The organism is Streptomyces sp. NPDC059224, assembly GCF_042754285.1.
GTDB lineage: Bacteria > Actinomycetota > Actinomycetes > Streptomycetales > Streptomycetaceae > Streptomyces.
This window is the reverse complement of record NZ_JBHZAN010000002.1, coordinates 275,731-292,485: the sequence shown is the minus strand read 5'-3', so window position 1 is coordinate 292,485 and position 16,755 is coordinate 275,731. Positions and strand designations below refer to the sequence as shown.

Sequence of the window (16,755 nt, the reverse complement as noted above, 5' to 3'; positions counted from 1 at the left end):
GACTCCGGCCGAGTCTAGGCACGCAGCGCCACCTCGGTGATGCGAAGCGTGAAACTCCCGGGGGCGGGGGAGCCAGGTGACGTGAACGCGAAGAACCTGCCCGTCGGCTCCTGCGCCGTCGACACCCGTACCGGACGGCTGGGCATCGTCATGGGGCACGAAGGCCCCTACGTGCAGCTGAGGCCGTACGGGGGAGGGCGGGAGTGGGACGCCCACCCGGACGCCGTGCGGACCGCCACCCAGGCCGAACGGCTCAGGGCGGCCACCGCCAACGCCCGCAGCCGCGGCGACGTGCCTTGAAGGTCCCGGTCCGGGCCGGCCCGCCGGCCCGCCGGCCCGGCAGGGCAGAATGGGCCCATGAGCCTGTTCCGCGACGACGGCATCGTGCTGCGCACCCAGAAGCTGGGTGAGGCGGATCGCATCATCACCCTGCTCACCCGCGGTCACGGCCGGGTGCGGGCCGTCGCTCGTGGGGTGCGGCGGACCAAGTCGAAGTTCGGGGCGCGGCTGGAGCCGTTCTCCCATGTCGACGTGCAGTTCTTCGCGCGCGGGAGCGAGCTGATCGGGCGCGGGCTGCCGCTGTGCACCCAGAGCGAGACCATCGCGCCGTACGGCGGCGGCATCGTCACCGACTACGCCCGGTACACCGCCGGGACCGCCATGCTGGAGACCGCCGAGCGGTTCACGGACCACGAGGGCGAACCGGCCGTACAGCAGTACCTGCTGCTGGTGGGGGCGCTCAGGACGCTCGCCCGCGGCGAGCACGCACCCCACCTCGTCCTCGACGCCTTCCTGCTGCGCTCCCTCGCCGTCAACGGCTACGCGCCCAGCTTCGACTCCTGCGCCAAGTGCGGGATGCCCGGTCCGAACCGATTCTTCTCGGTCGCCTCCGGCGGCAGCGTCTGCGTCGACTGCCGGGTGCCCGGCAGCGTCGTACCCTCGCCGCAGACCCTGGTTCTCCTCGGCGCGCTGCTTACGGGAGACTGGGAGACCGCGGACGCCGCCGAGGGGCGGCACGTCCGGGAGGGCGGCGGGCTGGTGTCCGCCTATCTGCACTGGCACCTGGAGCGGGGGCTGCGCTCGCTCAGGTACGTAGAGAAAAGCTAGCGAAGAGCTCAGAGGGAGACGAGAAGCACATGGTCGTACGCGGGATCCTGGGGAGCCGGCGCCGCGAGTACAGGACACCGGAGCCGCACCCGTCCGGTGCCAGGCCGCCGAAGCTCCCGGGCGAGCTGGTCCCGAACCATGTGGCCATCGTCATGGACGGCAACGGCCGCTGGGCGAAGGAGCGCGGACTGCCGCGCACCGAGGGGCACAAGGTCGGCGCCGAGCGCGTCCTCGACGTGCTCCAGGGCTCCATCGAGATCGGCGTCCGGAACATCTCCCTCTACGCCTTCTCCACCGAGAACTGGAAGCGTTCGCCCGAAGAGGTCCGCTTCCTGATGAACTTCAACCGCGACTTCATCCGCAAGACCCGCGACCAGCTCGACGACCTCGGCATCCGGGTGCGCTGGGCGGGCCGGATGCCCCGGCTGTGGAAGTCGGTGGCCAAGGAGCTCCAGGTCGCCCAGGAGCAGACCAAGGGCAACGACCTGCTCACCCTGTACTTCTGCATGAACTACGGCGGCCGCGCCGAGATCGCCGACGCGGTGCAGGCGATCGCCGAGGAGGTCAAGGCCGGCCGGCTCGACCCGTCGAAGGTCTCCGAGAAGACCATCCAGAAGCACATGTACTACGGGGACATGCCGGACGTGGACATGTTCCTGCGCCCCAGCGGCGAGCAGCGCACCTCCAACTTCCTGCTCTGGCAGAGCGCTTATGCCGAGATGGTCTACCAGGACGTCCTGTGGCCGGACTTCGACCGCCGTGACCTGTGGCGCGCGTGCCTCGAATACGCCTCCCGGGACCGCCGGTTCGGCGGCGCCATCCCCAACGAGGAGCTGCTGGCCATGGAGGGCGACCAGCCCGGCGACTGACGGTCGCCCGCCGTTCACGAGGGCCGTCGAGGATGCGGGAGTTCATTCCGGGCCACCCGGTCTCCCGTCTCTGGAACGGTCCTCATGAAGCGTGTCACCCCTGTTCTCGCCCTGGGCGCCGTGCTGCTGGCGGCGCTGCCCGCGCACGCCACGGACAACGGGCCGGCCCGGCCGTGACGGTTACGGCACCAAGGCGGTGTACTCACCCGGCCAGAACCCCCGTACCTACCAGCAGGCGCCCGCCGGGTACACCGAGAACGTCTCCCGGCACGGGTCCCGCTCTGCCACCGACGAGGACGGCGACACGGTCCTCGCGCTCTGGAACCAGGCCGCGGCCGACAACGAACTCACCCCGCCGGGCAGGAGGTTCGGCCCGGACGTGCGGGTCCTGGAAGCGGCCATGAGCACCCTCGGGCACGGCAGCCTCAGCGGTCGCGGCAAGGACGAACTCCGCGCCACCGCCGTCCGCCTGGACAAGCGCCTGCCGGGCCTGTTCTCCTCGATCGCGAAGAACGGCGAGAAGATCGACGTCGTCAGCTCGGGCCAGGGCCGCGCGGTCGACAGCGGTACGGTCTTCACCACCGCCCTCACCGACGCCGACCCGGCGCTGAAGGCCTCGCTCGGCACCGCCCGGACCGACAGGGACCTGCTCTACTTCCACAAGTCCGCCGGCGGCGCCGAGTACCGGAAGTGGCTGGCGGGCGACGAGCGGCTGGCCTCGACCCTGGAGTCGGTCACCGACCGGTCCGCCACGCACCGGGCGGCGGCCCGGGTCCTCGGCCGGATCTTCGAGCCGGCGTTCGTGCGGCGCGTGGTCGACGGCGAGTTCTCCGCCACCGACTCCGACGTCACCGCCGCCCGGGCCGTGTGCAACCTCCACGCCGTCGCGCCCGCGATGAGCGAGGAGAGCCCGAACGGCGGGGGCTGGGACTTCGACCGCCACCTCGCGCCGCGCGACGCGGCCTGGTTCGGCTGCCTGAGCGATGCCGAGGACTTCTAGCCGAGGACCTCTATGAGAAGGGCCCGAGCTTCGCGGACAGCGACATCACCTACAAGATGGCGGCCCCCCTCCTGGACGACCTCTTCCGGCAGGTCGAGGCCAGGCGGGACGGCACCAGCACGCTGGGCGCCGAACTCCGCTTCACCCACGCCGAGGAGATCATCCCGCTGGCGGCGCTGATGGGGCTGCCGGGCAGCGAGAAGCCCGCGAAGCCGGGCCGGACCTACAGCTGCGCGAACAGCCCCTGGCGCGGCGCCGCGGTCGCCTCCCTTGCCTCCGACATCCAGTGGGACGTCTTCCGCAAGGGCGACGACTACCTGGTGCGGATACTCTGCAACGAGAAGGAGGCCGCCTTCAAGGCCGGCTGCAATCCGGTCTCGAAGGGCAGCAGGTTCTGCGACCTGGACGAGCTGGAGAAGTGCTTCGACCGGAGCTGACCCGCGCCGCTACGATCCGCCCCATGCTCATGGACATGGGGCGGGACGCCGGGCAGGGCGCGGTCGAGCTGAACTACCAGCCGGTCGCGGGGGACTTCACGGACGCGCTGCGGGAACGGGAACGGCTGAGACGGCGCAGATGGCTGCGGTACTGGGCCGTCGGCCTGGTGGGGTTCGCCGCCGTGCTGAACGCCGCGCTCGCGGTGGCGGGGTCGGCGGAGCCCGACTGGTTCCTGCTGACCGTCCTGCCCCTCGGGCTGGCCCTGGTGGTCTTCACCCCCTGGCTCCAGGCCCGCGCCTTCCTCAGGCTCGCCGCCCGTCAGGGCGCGTACCGGGCGACCGTGGCGGACACCGGAGTGACGGTGGCCAACGACCACAGCACGACATCGGTCACCTGGGCGGCACAGCCCCGCTACCGGGAGACGAAGGACGTCTTCGTCACCTACAGCGACGACAAGAACGCCTCGTGCTTCACCGTGCTGCCCAAGCGCGGCCTCCCGGACCCCGCCGACGCCGACCGGCTGCGCGCGATCCTCGACCGGCACCTGGCGCGCGGGTAGCTCAGCAGCTCCCCACGGTCCCGGCGCAGTCCGCGCACGTCCCGAAGATCTCGACGGTGTGGGCGACGTTGACGTAGCCGTGCTCGGCGGCGATCGCCTCCGCCCACTTCTCGACGGCGGGGCCCTCCACCTCCACGGCCTTGCCGCACACGCGGCAGACCAGGTGGTGGTGGTGTTCGCCGGTGGAGCAGCGGCGGTAGACGGACTCGCCGTCCGACGTGCGCAGGACGTCCACCTCGCCGGCGTCGGCGAGGTTCTGGAGGGTGCGGTACACCGTGGTGAGGCCCACCGAGTCGCCCTTGTGCTTGAGCATGTCGTGCAGCTCCTGCGCACTGCGGAACTCGTCGACCTCGTCCAGGGCCGCCGCCACGGCTGCCCGCTGACGGGTCGAGCGGCCCTTCACGGGCGGTCCAGCGGTCGTCACCGGTTGCCTCCTCACATCACTGCTTCTGCCGGGCGCCATTGTGCCAGCCCGGAGTGTCCACGGTCAGGCGCCGACCTCGTCGGTGGCCTGCCGCCCGGCCGGAATCGCGCACTCCGCCGGATCCCCGGCGGGCCGCCGCGCGGCCGCCGCACGGGCGCGCCGCCGGGCCAGCGGCGCGGCCAGCAGACTCAGCACGACGAACGCGGCGATCGTCAGCAGCACGATCGTCGCCCCCGGCGGAACGTACTGGTAGTACGACGTGATCGTGCCCCCGATCGTCACCGTCACACCGATCGCGACGGCGATCGCGAAGGTGGCCGCGAAGCTGCGGCTCAGCTGCTGGGCCGCGGCCACCGGGACCACCATCAGCGCCGACACCAGCAGCAGGCCCACCACGCGCATCGCGACCGTCACGGTGACCGCCGCCGTGATCGCCGTCAGCAGGTTCAGCGCCCGCACCGGCAGGCCCGTCACCCGGGCGAACTCCTCGTCCTGGCTCACCGCGAACAGCTGCCGGCGCAGCCCGAGGGTGACCAGCAGGACGAACGCGGCGAGCACGCAGATCGCGGTCACGTCCGACTCCGACACCGTCGACAGCGAGCCGAAGAGGTACGACATCAGGTTGGCGTTGGAGCCGCCCGGCGCGAGGTTGATCAGCATCACCCCGCCGGCCATACCGCCGTAGAAGAGCATCGCGAGGGCGATGTCGCCGCGGGTCCTGCCGTACCAGCGGATCAGCTCCATCAGGATCGCGCCGAGGACGGAGACCGCGGTGGCCATCCACACCGGCGAGGTGGAGAGCAGGAAGCCGAGGCCGACGCCGGTCATGGCGACGTGGCCGATGCCGTCGCCCATCAGGGCCTGGCGGCGCTGGACCAGGTAGATGCCGACGGCGGGCGCGGTGATGCCGACCAGGACGGCGGCGAGCAGGGCCCGCTGCATGAAGGCGTAGTTCAGGAAGTCCATCAGCTCAGCAGTCCCGTGCGGATCGGCGCGTGCTCGTGGGGGTGGACGTGGTCGTGGCCGGGGAGGGCGTGCTGGCCCACGGCCCGCGGGGGTGGGCCGTCGTGCAGGACGCAGCCGTCGCGCAGCACGACCGCGCGGTCGATCAGCGGCTCCAGCGGGCCCAGTTCGTGCAGGACCAGCAGGACCGTGGTGCCGTGTCCGACCTGTTCGCGCAGCGTCCGGGCGAGGATCTCCTGGCTGGCCAGGTCCACGCCTGCCATCGGCTCGTCCATGATCAGGACCTCGGGCCGGGCGACCAGGGCGCGGGCGATCAGCACCCGCTGGTGCTGGCCGCCGGAGAGGGCCTCGACGTTGTCCTTGGCCCGGTCCGCCATCCCGACCAGGCCGAGCGCGTCCCGTACGGCCTGGTGGTCGGCCTTGCGGAAGAGGCCGAAGCGGGTGCGGGAGAGGAGACCGGCGGAGACGACCTCGGTGACGGTGGCGGGGACTCCGCCCGCGGCGGTGGTGCGCTGCGGGACGTAGCCGACCCGGGACCAGTCCCGGAAGGCGTGGCGCGCGGTGCCGAACAGGGTGATCTCGCCGCCGGTGGCCGGTACCTGGCCGATGATCGTGCGGATCGCGGTCGACTTGCCGGAGCCGTTCGCGCCGAGCAGTGCGACGACCTCGCCGCGGTGCACGGTCAGGTCGATGCCGCGCAGCACGGGGCGCGAGCCGAGCTCGGCGGTGACCCCCCGCAGGGATATGACGGGTTCGCCGGTCATCTTCTTCTCTCCGCTCACTTGGCGTCCAGTGCCGTCCGGAGGGCCTTGAGGTTGGCTTCCTGGACCGCGAAGTAGTCCTTGCCGCGGGACTTGCCGGTGATCCCCTCGATCGGGTCGAGGACGTCCGTCCTCAGCCCGGCGTCGGCGGCGATGGTCTTGGCCGTCCTGTCGCTGACGAGCGTCTCGTAGAACACGGTGGAGACGCCGTCGGCCCTGGCCATGGTCTCCAGGTCCTTCACGCGGGCCGCGCTCGGCTCCGACTCCGGGTCGAGGCCGTTGATGGCCTCCTCGGTCAGGCCGTAGCGCTCGGCGAGGTAGCCGAAGGCGGCGTGGGTGGTGATGAAGACCTTGGTCCGCGTGTCCGCCAGACCGTCCTCGAACCGGGCGTTGAGGTCGTCCAGCTTCTTGACCAGCGCCGCGGTGTTCTTCCGGTAGTCGGCCGCGTGGTCCGGGTCGGCCTTCTCGAAGGCCTTGCCGACCCCCTCGGCGACCTGGGCGTAGCGCACCGGGTCCAGCCAGATGTGCGGGTCGAGGCCGGAGAGTTCCTCGTTCTTGGAGGCGTCGTGCGAGGCCGCGTGGCCGCCGACCTCGTTGCCGTGCTGCTCCAGCGTGGTCAGGGAGGCCGCGTCGATCTTGGTCCGCACCGAGGACTGGGCGACGGCGTCGTCGACGGAGGGCTGGAGGTTCTTCAGGTAGAGGACGGCGTCGGACTTCTCGATCCCGATGATCTGCTTGGGGCTGATCTCCAGGTCGTGCGGCTCCTGGCCGGGCGATGTGAGACTGGTGACGTGGACGTGGTTCCCGCCGATCCGGTCGGCGAGGAAGGCCATCGGATAGAACGACGCGACGACGTCGAACTTGCCCGTCTGGGCCGCCGTGGCGTCACCTCCGCAGGCGGTGAGGGTCGCTATGCCGAGTGCGGTGACGGTGGCGGCGGCGGCCGTGGGTATGAGGCGACGCTGTACGTTCATGAGAGTCATTTTCAACAAAAATGGAAACCGTTGTCAACAACCATCGGTGAGACCTCGGTGAGCCCTGGGCGGTCCGTCTGCCGCGGGGGACCGATTTGGTCGAGGGGGAGCCCCCGCCGGTAACCTGAGGCATTCGCTCTGAAGCATCTCGCTTCGTCGCCCGTCGTCGTAATGAAGAGAGCACCGTGGCCGCCGACAAGATCGACACCATCGTCAGCCTGAGCAAGCGCCGTGGCTTCGTATTCCCGTGCAGTGAGATCTACGGCGGACAGCGCGCCGCCTGGGACTACGGGCCGCTCGGTGTCGAGCTCAAGGAGAACCTGAAGCGCCAGTGGTGGCGCTACATGGTGACGGCGCGCGAGGACGTGGTCGGTCTCGACTCGTCCGTCATCCTGGCCCCGGAGGTCTGGGTGGCCTCCGGTCACGTCGCCACCTTCACGGACCCGCTGACCGAGTGCACCGCGTGTCACAAGCGGTTCCGCGCGGACCACCTGGAGGAGCACTACGAGGCCAAGCACGGCCGCCTCCCGGAGAACGGCCTGGCGGACGTGAACTGCCCGAACTGCGGCAACAAGGGCCAGTTCACCGAGCCCAAGCAGTTCTCGGGCCTGCTCTCCACCCACCTCGGCCCGACCCAGGACAGCGGCTCGGTCGCCTACCTGCGCCCGGAGACCGCGCAGGGCATCTTCACCAACTTCGCCCAGGTGCAGGTCGCCTCGCGCCGCAAGCCGCCGTTCGGCATCGCGCAGATGGGCAAGTCCTTCCGCAACGAGATCACGCCCGGCAACTTCATCTTCCGCACCCGCGAGTTCGAGCAGATGGAGATGGAGTTCTTCGTCAAGCCGGGCGAGGACGAGAAGTGGCAGGAGTACTGGATGGAGCAGCGCTGGAACTGGTACACCGGCCTCGGCCTGCGCGAGGAGAACATGCGGTGGTACGAGCACCCGAAGGAGAAGCTCTCCCACTACTCCAAGCGCACCGCCGACATCGAGTACCGCTTCCAGTTCGGCGGCAACGAGTGGGGTGAGCTGGAGGGTGTCGCCAACCGCACCGACTACGACCTGAACGCCCACTCCAAGGCCTCCGGCCAGGACCTCTCCTACTTCGACCAAGAGGCCGGGGAGCGCTGGACGCCGTACGTCATCGAGCCGGCGGCCGGTGTCGGCCGCGCGATGCTGGCGTTCCTCCTGGACGCCTACGTCGAGGACGAGGCGCCGAACGCCAAGGGCAAGCTGGAGAAGCGCACGGTGCTGCGTCTCGACCACCGTCTCGCGCCGGTCAAGGTGGCGGTCCTGCCGCTGTCCCGCAACCCCGAGCTGTCCCCGAAGGCCAAGGGTCTCGCCGCCGCCCTGCGGCAGAACTGGAACATCGAGTTCGACGACGCCGGTGCCATCGGCCGCCGCTACCGCCGGCAGGACGAGATCGGTACGCCGTACTGCGTGACCGTCGACTTCGACACGCTGGAGGACAACGCGGTCACGGTCCGCGAGCGTGACTCGATGAAGCAGGAGCGGATCTCCCTGGACCAGATCGAGGGCTACCTCGCCGGGCGTCTGGTGGGCTGCTAGCCCCCACGGCCCTTCCGCCCTGTCCCCCCACCCCCCACCCTCCACCCGACTCGGTCGGCTGGAGGGTGGGCGTCTTCGGCCGGGGGGCGGCGCGGCGGTGCGTCATGAGGGTCAGGGGTGCGACCGGTCTCAGGAGCGCGGGGAACTGCGCATCGCCCCCACCGGCCTGCGCGGACCCACCGGCCGGTCCGGTGCGGTCAGCGGTGCTGCAACGACTTCACGTTGTCGCCGAACGTCCAGTTCTTCGAGCCGTCCCAGTTGACCGACCAGGTCATCAGGCCCTTGAGGGACGTGCCGTAGTGGTTCCAGGCCTGGCCGACCAGGCTCGGTGACATGTAGCCGCCGCCCGCTCCCGGCTGTGCGGGCAGCCCCGGGACCTGCTTGTCGTACGGCACCCTGATCGTCGTACCCTGCACGACCAGGCCCTTGTCGAGGCAGTCGGTCTGGGCGGTGAAGCCGGCCACCGTGCCCGCCGCGTAGGAATCGCCGGAGCAGCCGTACATGCTGCCGTTGTAGTACTGCATGTTGAGCCACCACAGCCGGCCGTTGTCGGCGTACTTCTTGACGATCGGCAGGTAGGCGCCCCAGATCGAGCCGTAGGTGATGCTGCCGCCGGTCACGTACGCCGTCTCCGGGGCCATCGTCAGCCCGAAGCCCGCCGGCATCCGGGCGAGGACCCCGTCGATGATGCGGACCAGGTTGGCCTGCGACGTGGAGAGCTGGCCGATCGACCCGCTGCCCACCAGGCCGGTCTCGATGTCGATGTCGATGCCGTCGAAGTTGTACTTCTTCAGGATCGGGACGATCGTCGCGACGAACCGGTCGGCCACGGCGGACGAGCTGAGGTCGATGCCGGCCGCCGCGCCGCCGATCGACAGCAGGACGGTCTGGCCGGCCGCCTTCGCCGCGCACATCTCCGCGGGCGTCGCCACCTTCACGCCCGCGTCCATGCCGTCCTCCCACAGGGCTGTTCCGTCGGAACGGATCACCGGGAAGGCCGCGTCGAGGACGTTGTAGCCGTGCGCGGCGATCCGCGGGTCGGTGATCGGGGTCCAGCCGAACGGCGGGTGGACGCCGTTGGCGGAGCCGTCCCAGTTCTCCCAGTAGCCCTGCAGGACCTTTCCGGCCGGCCTCGGCTTCAGCGCGCAGGTGTCGGCGGCGGAGGCGGGTGCGGCGGCGGGGAGCTGCGTGAGCGCGGCGGTCGCCAGGGCGGCGGCGAGCAGGCTGAGGGCGCGGCGGAACATACGGATCCTCCCGGTGGGGGTGCGGCGAGGTGTCGTAGGCATGACAGTGCTCGTGGTCCAGACCTCTCGTCAATAGGTCTGGACCAGAAAGGCGGGTCCATGTATGGAATGACAGATATTGAAATCTGTCAGCTGTCATGCCAAGGTGGAGGCATGACGATGCACACCCACCCCCTCGGAACCACCGGCCCCCGCGTCTCCGCCCTCGGCCTCGGCTGCATGGGCATGTCCGCCCTCTACGGCGAGGCCGACCGCGCCGAGTCCATCGCCACGGTCCACGCCGCCCTCGACGCCGGCGTGACGCTCCTGGACACCGGCGACTTCTACGCCATGGGCCACAACGAGATGCTGATCGGCGAGGCCCTGCGCACCGCCCCCGCCGCCCTCCGTGACAAGGCCCTGACCAGCGTCAAGTTCGGCGCCCTGCGGGGCCCGGACGGCAGCTGGCTCGGCCACGACGGCCGCCCGGCCGCGGTGAAGAACTTCGCCGCCTACTCCCTCCAGCGCCTCGGCGTCGACCACATCGACGTCTACCGGATCGCCCGCGTCGACCCGGACGTGCCGATCGAGGAGACGGTCGGCGCGATCGCCGAACTGGTCGAGCAGGGATACGTCCGGCACATCGGCCTCAGCGAGGCCTCCGCGGCCGGCATCCGCCGGGCCGCCGCCACCGCGCCCATCTCCGACCTGCAGATCGAGTACGCCATCATCACCCGCGACATCGAGCGGGAGATCCTGCCCACCACCCGTGAGCTGGGCATCGGCATCACCGCGTACGGAGTGCTGTCCCGGGGCCTGATCTCCGGCCACTTCACCGCCGACCGGCAGCTGGGCGCCGGCGACTTCCGCGCCCACTCGCCCCGCTTCCAGGGCGACAACCTCCGGCACAACCTCGACCTCGTCGAGGCGCTGCGCAAGATCGCCGACGAGAAGGGCGTGACCGTCGCGCAGATCGCCATCGCGTGGGTCCTCTCGCGAGGCGCGCAGCACGGCGACGACATCGTGCCGCTCGTCGGCGCCCGCACCCGCGAGCGGCTCGCCGAGTCGCTGGGCGCGCTGGACGTCACGCTGGAGGCGGCCGACCTGGCGGCGATCGAGGAGGCCGTACCGGCGGACGCGGCGGCGGGCACCCGCTACCCGGCCGCGCAGATGAGCCATCTCGGCACCGAGCACTGATCCCGGTGCCAGGTACCGTCTAGGCCATGGCAGCGACGTCCCCGACCCCGACCCCGGCCCTGACCGCCGAGCGCATCCTCGAAGCGACCGAGGAGGTGCTGCGCCGGCACGGCCCGGCCAAGGCCACCGTGGTGGACGTGGCCCGCGCGCTCGGCGTCAGCCACGGCAGCGTCTACCGGCACTTCCGGACGAAGGCGGCGCTGCGGGAGGCGGTGACGAAGAGGTGGCTGGACCGCACCTCCGAGCGGCTGTCCGGCATCGCGGCCGCGGACCGGGACCCCGAGGCCCGGCTGCGCGACTGGCTGTGGGCGCTCTTCGACGCCAAGCGCCGCAAGGCGGGCGACGACCCGGAGCTGTTCGCCACCTACATGGTGCTGGTCGACGAGAACGGCCCGGCGGTCACCGAGCACATCGACGACCTGACCGGACAGCTCGCCCGGATCCTCCGGGACGGGGCCGGCACGGGAGCCTTCGCCGTGTCCGACCCCGCCGCGGCGGCCCGGGTCGTCTTCCAGGCCACCGGCCGCTTCCACGACCCGGGCTACGCGCGCGAGTGGGTGCGGCCGGAGGCCGAGGCGGACTTCGCCTCGTTGGCGGACCTGTTGGTGCGCGGCCTCAGTTCACCTTGACGGTGACCGTGGGGGAGTGGGTCTTGCCGGCCGCGAGCCGCAGATGTTCGGTGCCCTTGGTGTTGATCTTCGCGGTCAGTGCGTAGGCGCTGCCGTTCTTGACCTTGACGCTCGCCTTGAGCGGGACCCACTTGCCGTGGTTCTGGTGCTGGAGCACCAGCGGCGTGCCGATCTTCAGGCCCTGGGTGCGACCTGTGAAGGTCACCTTGTCACCGGCCTTGACCGAGGTCTTGTCCGCCTTGATCGCGATCGAGCCCATGGCGGACCTGGACGGGCTCGGCTTCGGCTTGGCGCTGCTGGGTGCGGGGCTCGGCTTGGCCTCCGCGGCGAACGCGCCCGCGGAACCGGCCGACAGCAGGGCCAGGGAGAGGGCGCCGGCGGCGAGGGCCCGGGAGACCGGGCGGTGGATGCGGTGCATGGCAGAACTCCTGTCGACGAGGACGGGGGACTCGTCCAGGCTTGGCCGGGCCGCGCGCGGCGGCGACCCGGGCGCTTGCGGAACCGGTGGGGACCTCCTCATGGCCCGGTAAAGTCCGCAGGTCGCGACGTACGCGCTGACCTTGCGGCTTTCCCCCGCGGTGTCACCCGAATGCAGTAACGGGCGGCTAGGCGGTGACCCGCCAGAAGTCCCGCATCACCGCTTGCGGGGACGGGCCCGTCATGGCCGCCTGCGTCAGCAGGACCGTGACCGTGCCGGTGGCGGGGACCAGGTGCGCGGTGGTGCCGGTGCCGCCCACCCAGCCGTAGCGCCCGGGCACGTTCCACGGGTCGGCCGGGGTGACGTCGACCTGGCCGCCGTACCCCCAGCCCTGGCCCTCCAGGAAGAGGGTGGCGCGCTCGCGCTGGGCCGCCGTCAGATGGTTGGTGGTCATCCGGCTGACCGAGGTGGCGGACAGGAGCCGGCGGCCGCCCGGGCCGACGCCCGCGTTCAGCAGCAGCCGCGCGAACGCCAGCCAGTCGTCGGCCGTGGACACAAGGCCCCCGCCGCCGGAGGGGAAGCGCGGCACCCGGCTGTAGTCGCCGTCCGGGGTGTCCGTCAGACGCAGGGTGCCGTCCTCGGCGGGGGCGTAGGACGAGGTGAAGCGGTCCCGCTTCGACACCGGCACCTCGAACGCCGTGTCCCGCATGCCCAGCGGCTCGAAGATCCGCTCCGCCAGGAAGCCGGGGAGGGTACGGCCCGACACCCGGGCGGCCAGGATGCCCTGCAGGGCGGACGAGGTGCCGTACAGCCAGGCCTCGCCCGGCTGGTGCAGCATCGGCACCTGGGCGAGCAGGCCCAGCCAGGTGTCCGGGTCCGGCCAGTCCTGGAAGGGGCGGCTGTGATCCTGCACCGCGAACAGGGCCTGCGCGGCCGGCAGCGTGAAGTCCTCGGGCAGGCCCCAGCCGGCCCGGAAACTGAGCAGGTCCTCCACGGTGACCGCGCGCTCGGCCGGCACGACGTCGTCGACGGGACTCGCGGGTGTCCGGACCACCATCGGCTTGGCCAGCTCCGGGAGCCACTCGGCCACCGGGTCGCCGAGCCCGATCCGCCCCTCGTCCACCAGCATCAGCAGCGCCGCTGCGGTGATCGGCTTGGTGATCGACGCGATCCGGAAGATCGACTCCCGGGTCATCGGCGCGGACCCCTCGGTGTCCAGGTCCCCGACGGTCACGACCTCGACGTCCGCACCCCGGGCGACCAGTCCGACGGCCCCGGGAACCGTGCCGCCCTCGACATGGCGGCGCAGGGTGGCATGCAGCGGTGACTCGCTCATCGGTGGTCCTTCCGTCGGGTGCGGTCGCGGGTACGACTCCCGCACCGGCGGAAACTCATCGGGAGGGCTCGGCTCCCGCGGGGTCCACGGTGGCCTGGTGGGCCTCGGCCAGGTGCTCCTCCGCCTTCAGCCAGGGCAGGAACTGCGCGCTCTGCCGCCAGCCGCAGGTGTCGCACCTGATCGTGCGCTGGATGCCGGTGCGCTGCACCCGGACCGTGTGTTCCCGCCCGTGCTGGTCCCACCTGCTGACCTTGCTCGAATCAAGCTGTGACATGACGCCTCCGAGTCGGTGCCCGATACCCCGTCCGGCACCTGTCGACGGGAGGAGTGTGCAGCATGACCAACATCAACGGGGATTTCTTCACAGCGAGTTGGCCAAGCCGTGTCCGGGCGGCCGCGTTCCGTCGCTGTACAGGCCGTTCCCGGTGTACATCGGGAGCCCTGTGCCAACCCGCGCACCACGAGCCCGACTTGGTGTACCGGCGGAAACCCTGGACACGGCATTGACCAAGGCTCAAGATGAGAGCGACCTTTGCTGAAGCGGCCACCGGCACGGAGAGGCGATGCTGCCGGATCCTCAACGTTTCCTCGCCGTATCAGGCCGCCGGATCGCCCGCGCCGAGGGCGCGGCCCAGGTCGTCAGGGAACTGTCCCTGTCGACCGTCCCGGACCTGGCGGACGGGGTGTTCGTCTACCTCGCCGAGCAACGGCAGGACCCGGACGGCCCGGTACGGCTGCTGCTGGACGGACTGCCGGCCGAACTCGGCGGCCTGATGGGCGGCGCGCCCCCGGCCGCCGCCCCGGTGCCGCCCGGCGGAGTGCTGGCCGGGGTCCTGCGGTGCGGCAGAGCGCGCGGCAGAGGGCAGGACGACGTCGAGGAGGCCTTGCGTGAGCTGCTCGGGAGCGCTCCCCGTCTCCCGCAGGGGAACAGGGTGCTGCTCGCCCCGCTGCGCGCGCCCGACGCCGTCGTGGGCCTGGCGGTGTTCCTGCGGCGCATGGACCGGGAGGACTTCGTGGCGGACGACATCGCCCTGGCCGACGCGCTGTCGGCACAGGCCGCCCTCGGCGTGAGCGAGGACACCGCCGCCCCGCAGGCCCGCCCCGCCGCCCCCAGGGCCCCGGACGAGGACCGGCTGCGCTACGTCGGCGCCGCCACCCGCCGGATCGCCCGCGGCTTCGACACCGACGAGATCGTGCTGGGTCTGTGCCGGGCCGCCGTACCGACGTACTCGGACGCGGCCCTCGTCTATCTGCGCGACCCCCTGCCGGTCGGCGACGAACGCCCCGCGGGACCCGCCGTGCTGCGGCTGCGCCGCACCGACCGGATCAAGGGCCCCGGCGCCGAGGGCCTGGTCTGGCCGGCCGAGGCCGTCGACGACGAGCAGGACGACCTGGACGCGGCCGACTGGAGCGAGGTGGTGCCCGGCGGCGCGCTCGCCGAGGTGCTGCGCGGAGTCCGGCCGGTGTTCGCCGACGACCGGGCGACCCGGGTCGCGCTCAGCGAACTCGTCGGCGAGGACAGCGCGTTGAACGGCTGGTCCGGCATGCACGCGATCCTCGCCCCGCTGCGCGGCCGCCGCCGGGTCACCGGCGCCGTGGTCTTCCTGCGCCGCCCGGAGCGCCCGGCGTTCGAACCCGCCGACCTCCTGGTCGCCGCCCAGCTGGCCACCCACACCGCGCTCGGCGTCGACAAGGCGGTCCTCTACAGCCGCGAGGCCTTCATCGCCGACCGGCTGCAGCGCGCGATGCTGCCGCACTCGCTGCCCCGGCCCACCGGCGTCCGGCTGGCCGTCCGCTATCTCCCCGCCGCCGAGACGGCCCGCGTCGGCGGCGACTGGTACGACGCGATCCCGCTGCCCGGCAGCCGGGTGGCCCTCGTCGTCGGCGACGTCATGGGGCACTCCATGACCTCGGCCGCCGTCATGGGCCAGCTGCGCACCACCGCGCTGACCCTGGCCGGCCTCGACCTGCCGCCGCAGGAGGTCCTCCACCACCTCGACGAGCAGGCCCAGCGCCTTGGCACCGACCGCATGGCGACCTGCCTGTACGTCGTCTACGACCCGGTCTCGCACCGCATCACCGTCGCCAACGCCGGCCATCCGCCGCCGATCCTGCTGCACCCCGGCGGCAAGACGGAGGTGCTCGCGGTGCCGCCCGGCGCCCCGATCGGCGTCGGCGGCATCGACTTCGAGGCGGTCGAACTGGACGCGCCCGCCGGGGCGACGCTGCTCCTCTACACCGACGGCCTGGTCGAGTCCCGGCTGCGCGACGTGTGGACCGGCATCGAGCAGCTGCGGGAACGGCTCGCCGCCACCGCCCAGCTGACCGGCCCCGACCGGCCGCCCCCGCTGGAGGCGCTGTGCGACGAGGTCCTCGACATGCTCGGGCCGGGCGACCGGGACGACGACATCGCGCTGCTCGCCGCCCGCTTCGACGGCATCGCGCCGAGCGACGTGGCCTACTGGACCCTCGAACCGGAGGTCGGCAGTCCCGGCCGGGCCCGCCGCCTGACCCGGCAGGCCCTGGCCGGCTGGGGCCTGGAGGAACTCAGCGACACGGCCGAGCTGCTGGTCAGCGAGATCGTCACCAACGCGGTACGGCACGCCTCCCGCCCGATCAGTCTGCGCCTGCTGCGCACCGACGTGCTGCGCTGCGAGGTCGGCGACGACGTGCCGCAACTGCCCAGACTGCGCCGGGCATCACCCGAGGAGGAGAACGGCCGCGGCCTGTTCCTGGTGAACCGCCTGGCCCGCCGCTGGGGCACCACCCGGCTGGGCACCGGCAAGATCGTCTGGTTCGAACTGACCGGCACCCCCTGAAGCGCCCCGCAGCCGCCCTGGTAGGGGCGCGGGGAACTGCGCGAACGCCCACGACGGCGCCGCAGCCGCCCCGGCACGCCTGGTAGGGGCGCGGGGAACTGCGCGAACGCCCACGACGGCGCCGCAGCCGCCCCGGCAGGCCTGGTAGGGGCGCGGGGAACTGCGCGAACGCCCACGATGGCGCCGCAGCCGCCCCGGCACGCCCGGTAGGGGCGCGGGGAACTGCGCGAACGCCCACGATGGCGCTGCGGCGGCCTCGGCAGGCCTGGTAGGGGCGTGGGGAACTGCGCGAACGCCGACGATGGCGCTGCAGCCGTCTCGGCGGGCCTGGTAGGGGCGCGGGGAACTGCGCGAACGCCCACGACGGCGCCGCGGCCGTCTCGGCAGGCCCGGTAGGGGCGCGGGGAACTGCGCGAACGCCCACCACGGCGCCGCAGCCGGGCGACGGGCCGGGCACGGCACGGCGTCCG

General features: G+C 71.8%; 18 protein-coding genes. 10 read left to right on the top strand and 8 right to left on the bottom strand.

The features are described 5' to 3' along the window. Positions 1 to 81: 81 nt before the first annotated feature. The 6 genes from ACFXI4_RS03770 to ACFXI4_RS03745 all read left to right on the top strand — a co-directional run bounded on the left by ACFXI4_RS03770 (position 82) and on the right by ACFXI4_RS03745 (position 3,973). A complete protein-coding gene (locus ACFXI4_RS03770; RefSeq protein ID WP_384987915.1) occupies positions 82 to 300 on the top strand; it encodes a hypothetical protein in 219 nt (72 codons plus the stop codon). A gap of 57 nt (positions 301 to 357) precedes the next feature. Next, positions 358 to 1,107, top strand: a complete 750-nt coding sequence (gene recO / locus ACFXI4_RS03765) for a DNA repair protein RecO (protein WP_384987863.1) — start codon at positions 358 to 360, stop codon at positions 1,105 to 1,107. Between the two features lie 29 nt (positions 1,108 to 1,136). Further along, complete coding sequence (locus ACFXI4_RS03760) at positions 1,137 to 1,976, top strand: isoprenyl transferase (RefSeq protein WP_384987861.1); 840 nt, start codon at positions 1,137 to 1,139, stop codon at positions 1,974 to 1,976. Positions 1,977 to 2,172: 196 nt separating this feature from the next. Then, the gene (locus ACFXI4_RS03755) at positions 2,173 to 2,976 is read left to right on the top strand and encodes a histidine-type phosphatase (protein ID WP_384987859.1); all 804 of its coding nucleotides are present in this window, start codon (positions 2,173 to 2,175) and stop codon (positions 2,974 to 2,976) included. A 56-nt stretch (positions 2,977 to 3,032) separates the two neighbouring features. Beyond that, positions 3,033 to 3,413, top strand: a complete 381-nt coding sequence (locus ACFXI4_RS03750) for a hypothetical protein (protein WP_384987857.1) — start codon at positions 3,033 to 3,035, stop codon at positions 3,411 to 3,413. A 23-nt stretch (positions 3,414 to 3,436) separates the two neighbouring features. Then, positions 3,437 to 3,973, top strand: coding sequence for a YcxB family protein (locus ACFXI4_RS03745; RefSeq protein ID WP_384987855.1), 537 nt, complete (start codon positions 3,437 to 3,439; stop codon positions 3,971 to 3,973). 1 nt (position 3,974) lies between these two features. Here ACFXI4_RS03745 and ACFXI4_RS03740 read toward each other — a convergent pair whose 3' ends face one another. The 4 genes from ACFXI4_RS03740 to ACFXI4_RS03725 form a co-directional block, all read right to left on the bottom strand. Next, positions 3,975 to 4,397 carry a Fur family transcriptional regulator gene (locus tag ACFXI4_RS03740; protein ID WP_384987853.1) on the bottom strand — a complete coding sequence of 141 codons (423 nt, stop codon included), beginning with the start codon at positions 4,395 to 4,397 and terminating at the stop codon, positions 3,975 to 3,977. Positions 4,398 to 4,460: 63 nt separating this feature from the next. Beyond that, positions 4,461 to 5,363, bottom strand: coding sequence for a metal ABC transporter permease (locus tag ACFXI4_RS03735; protein ID WP_384987851.1), 903 nt, complete (start codon positions 5,361 to 5,363; stop codon positions 4,461 to 4,463). Next, a complete protein-coding gene (locus ACFXI4_RS03730) occupies positions 5,363 to 6,124 on the bottom strand; it encodes a metal ABC transporter ATP-binding protein (protein WP_384987849.1) in 762 nt (253 codons plus the stop codon). The genes ACFXI4_RS03735 and ACFXI4_RS03730 overlap by 1 nt, the downstream gene beginning before the upstream one ends. Before the next feature lie 14 nt (positions 6,125 to 6,138). Continuing rightward, on the bottom strand, positions 6,139 to 7,095 hold the full coding sequence (locus ACFXI4_RS03725) for a metal ABC transporter substrate-binding protein (protein WP_384987847.1): 957 nt from the start codon (positions 7,093 to 7,095) through the stop codon (positions 6,139 to 6,141). A 185-nt stretch (positions 7,096 to 7,280) separates the two neighbouring features. On the opposite strand from ACFXI4_RS03725, the gene ACFXI4_RS03720 reads away from it, so the two are divergent. Beyond that, a complete protein-coding gene (locus tag ACFXI4_RS03720) occupies positions 7,281 to 8,663 on the top strand; it encodes a glycine--tRNA ligase (protein ID WP_362716066.1) in 1,383 nt (460 codons plus the stop codon). A 197-nt stretch (positions 8,664 to 8,860) separates the two neighbouring features. Here ACFXI4_RS03720 and ACFXI4_RS03715 read toward each other — a convergent pair whose 3' ends face one another. Next, complete coding sequence (locus tag ACFXI4_RS03715; protein WP_384987845.1) at positions 8,861 to 9,907, bottom strand: chitinase; 1,047 nt, start codon at positions 9,905 to 9,907, stop codon at positions 8,861 to 8,863. 153 nt (positions 9,908 to 10,060) lie between these two features. Here ACFXI4_RS03715 and ACFXI4_RS03710 point away from each other — a divergent pair, with 153 nt between their 5' ends. Further along, positions 10,061 to 11,083: an aldo/keto reductase gene (locus tag ACFXI4_RS03710; protein WP_384987843.1), complete on the top strand. Its 1,023-nt coding sequence runs from the start codon at positions 10,061 to 10,063 to the stop codon at positions 11,081 to 11,083. A gap of 26 nt (positions 11,084 to 11,109) precedes the next feature. Next, positions 11,110 to 11,712 carry a TetR family transcriptional regulator gene (locus ACFXI4_RS03705; protein WP_384987841.1) on the top strand — a complete coding sequence of 201 codons (603 nt, stop codon included), beginning with the start codon at positions 11,110 to 11,112 and terminating at the stop codon, positions 11,710 to 11,712. Here ACFXI4_RS03705 and ACFXI4_RS03700 read toward each other — a convergent pair. The 3 genes from ACFXI4_RS03700 to ACFXI4_RS03690 form a co-directional block, all read right to left on the bottom strand. Further along, a complete protein-coding gene (locus tag ACFXI4_RS03700; RefSeq protein WP_384987839.1) occupies positions 11,699 to 12,130 on the bottom strand; it encodes a hypothetical protein in 432 nt (143 codons plus the stop codon). The two genes, ACFXI4_RS03705 and ACFXI4_RS03700, sit on opposite strands and share 14 nt — an antisense overlap. A gap of 187 nt (positions 12,131 to 12,317) precedes the next feature. After that, positions 12,318 to 13,466 carry a serine hydrolase domain-containing protein gene (locus ACFXI4_RS03695; protein WP_384987837.1) on the bottom strand — a complete coding sequence of 383 codons (1,149 nt, stop codon included), beginning with the start codon at positions 13,464 to 13,466 and terminating at the stop codon, positions 12,318 to 12,320. A gap of 55 nt (positions 13,467 to 13,521) precedes the next feature. Beyond that, complete coding sequence (locus tag ACFXI4_RS03690; protein WP_362716084.1) at positions 13,522 to 13,740, bottom strand: hypothetical protein; 219 nt, start codon at positions 13,738 to 13,740, stop codon at positions 13,522 to 13,524. Positions 13,741 to 14,029: 289 nt separating this feature from the next. Here ACFXI4_RS03690 and ACFXI4_RS03685 point away from each other — a divergent pair, with 289 nt between their 5' ends. Continuing rightward, entirely contained in the window at positions 14,030 to 16,285 is a 2,256-nt protein-coding gene (locus tag ACFXI4_RS03685; protein ID WP_384987835.1) for a SpoIIE family protein phosphatase, read from the top strand. The last annotated feature ends 470 nt before the right edge of the window (positions 16,286 to 16,755 follow it).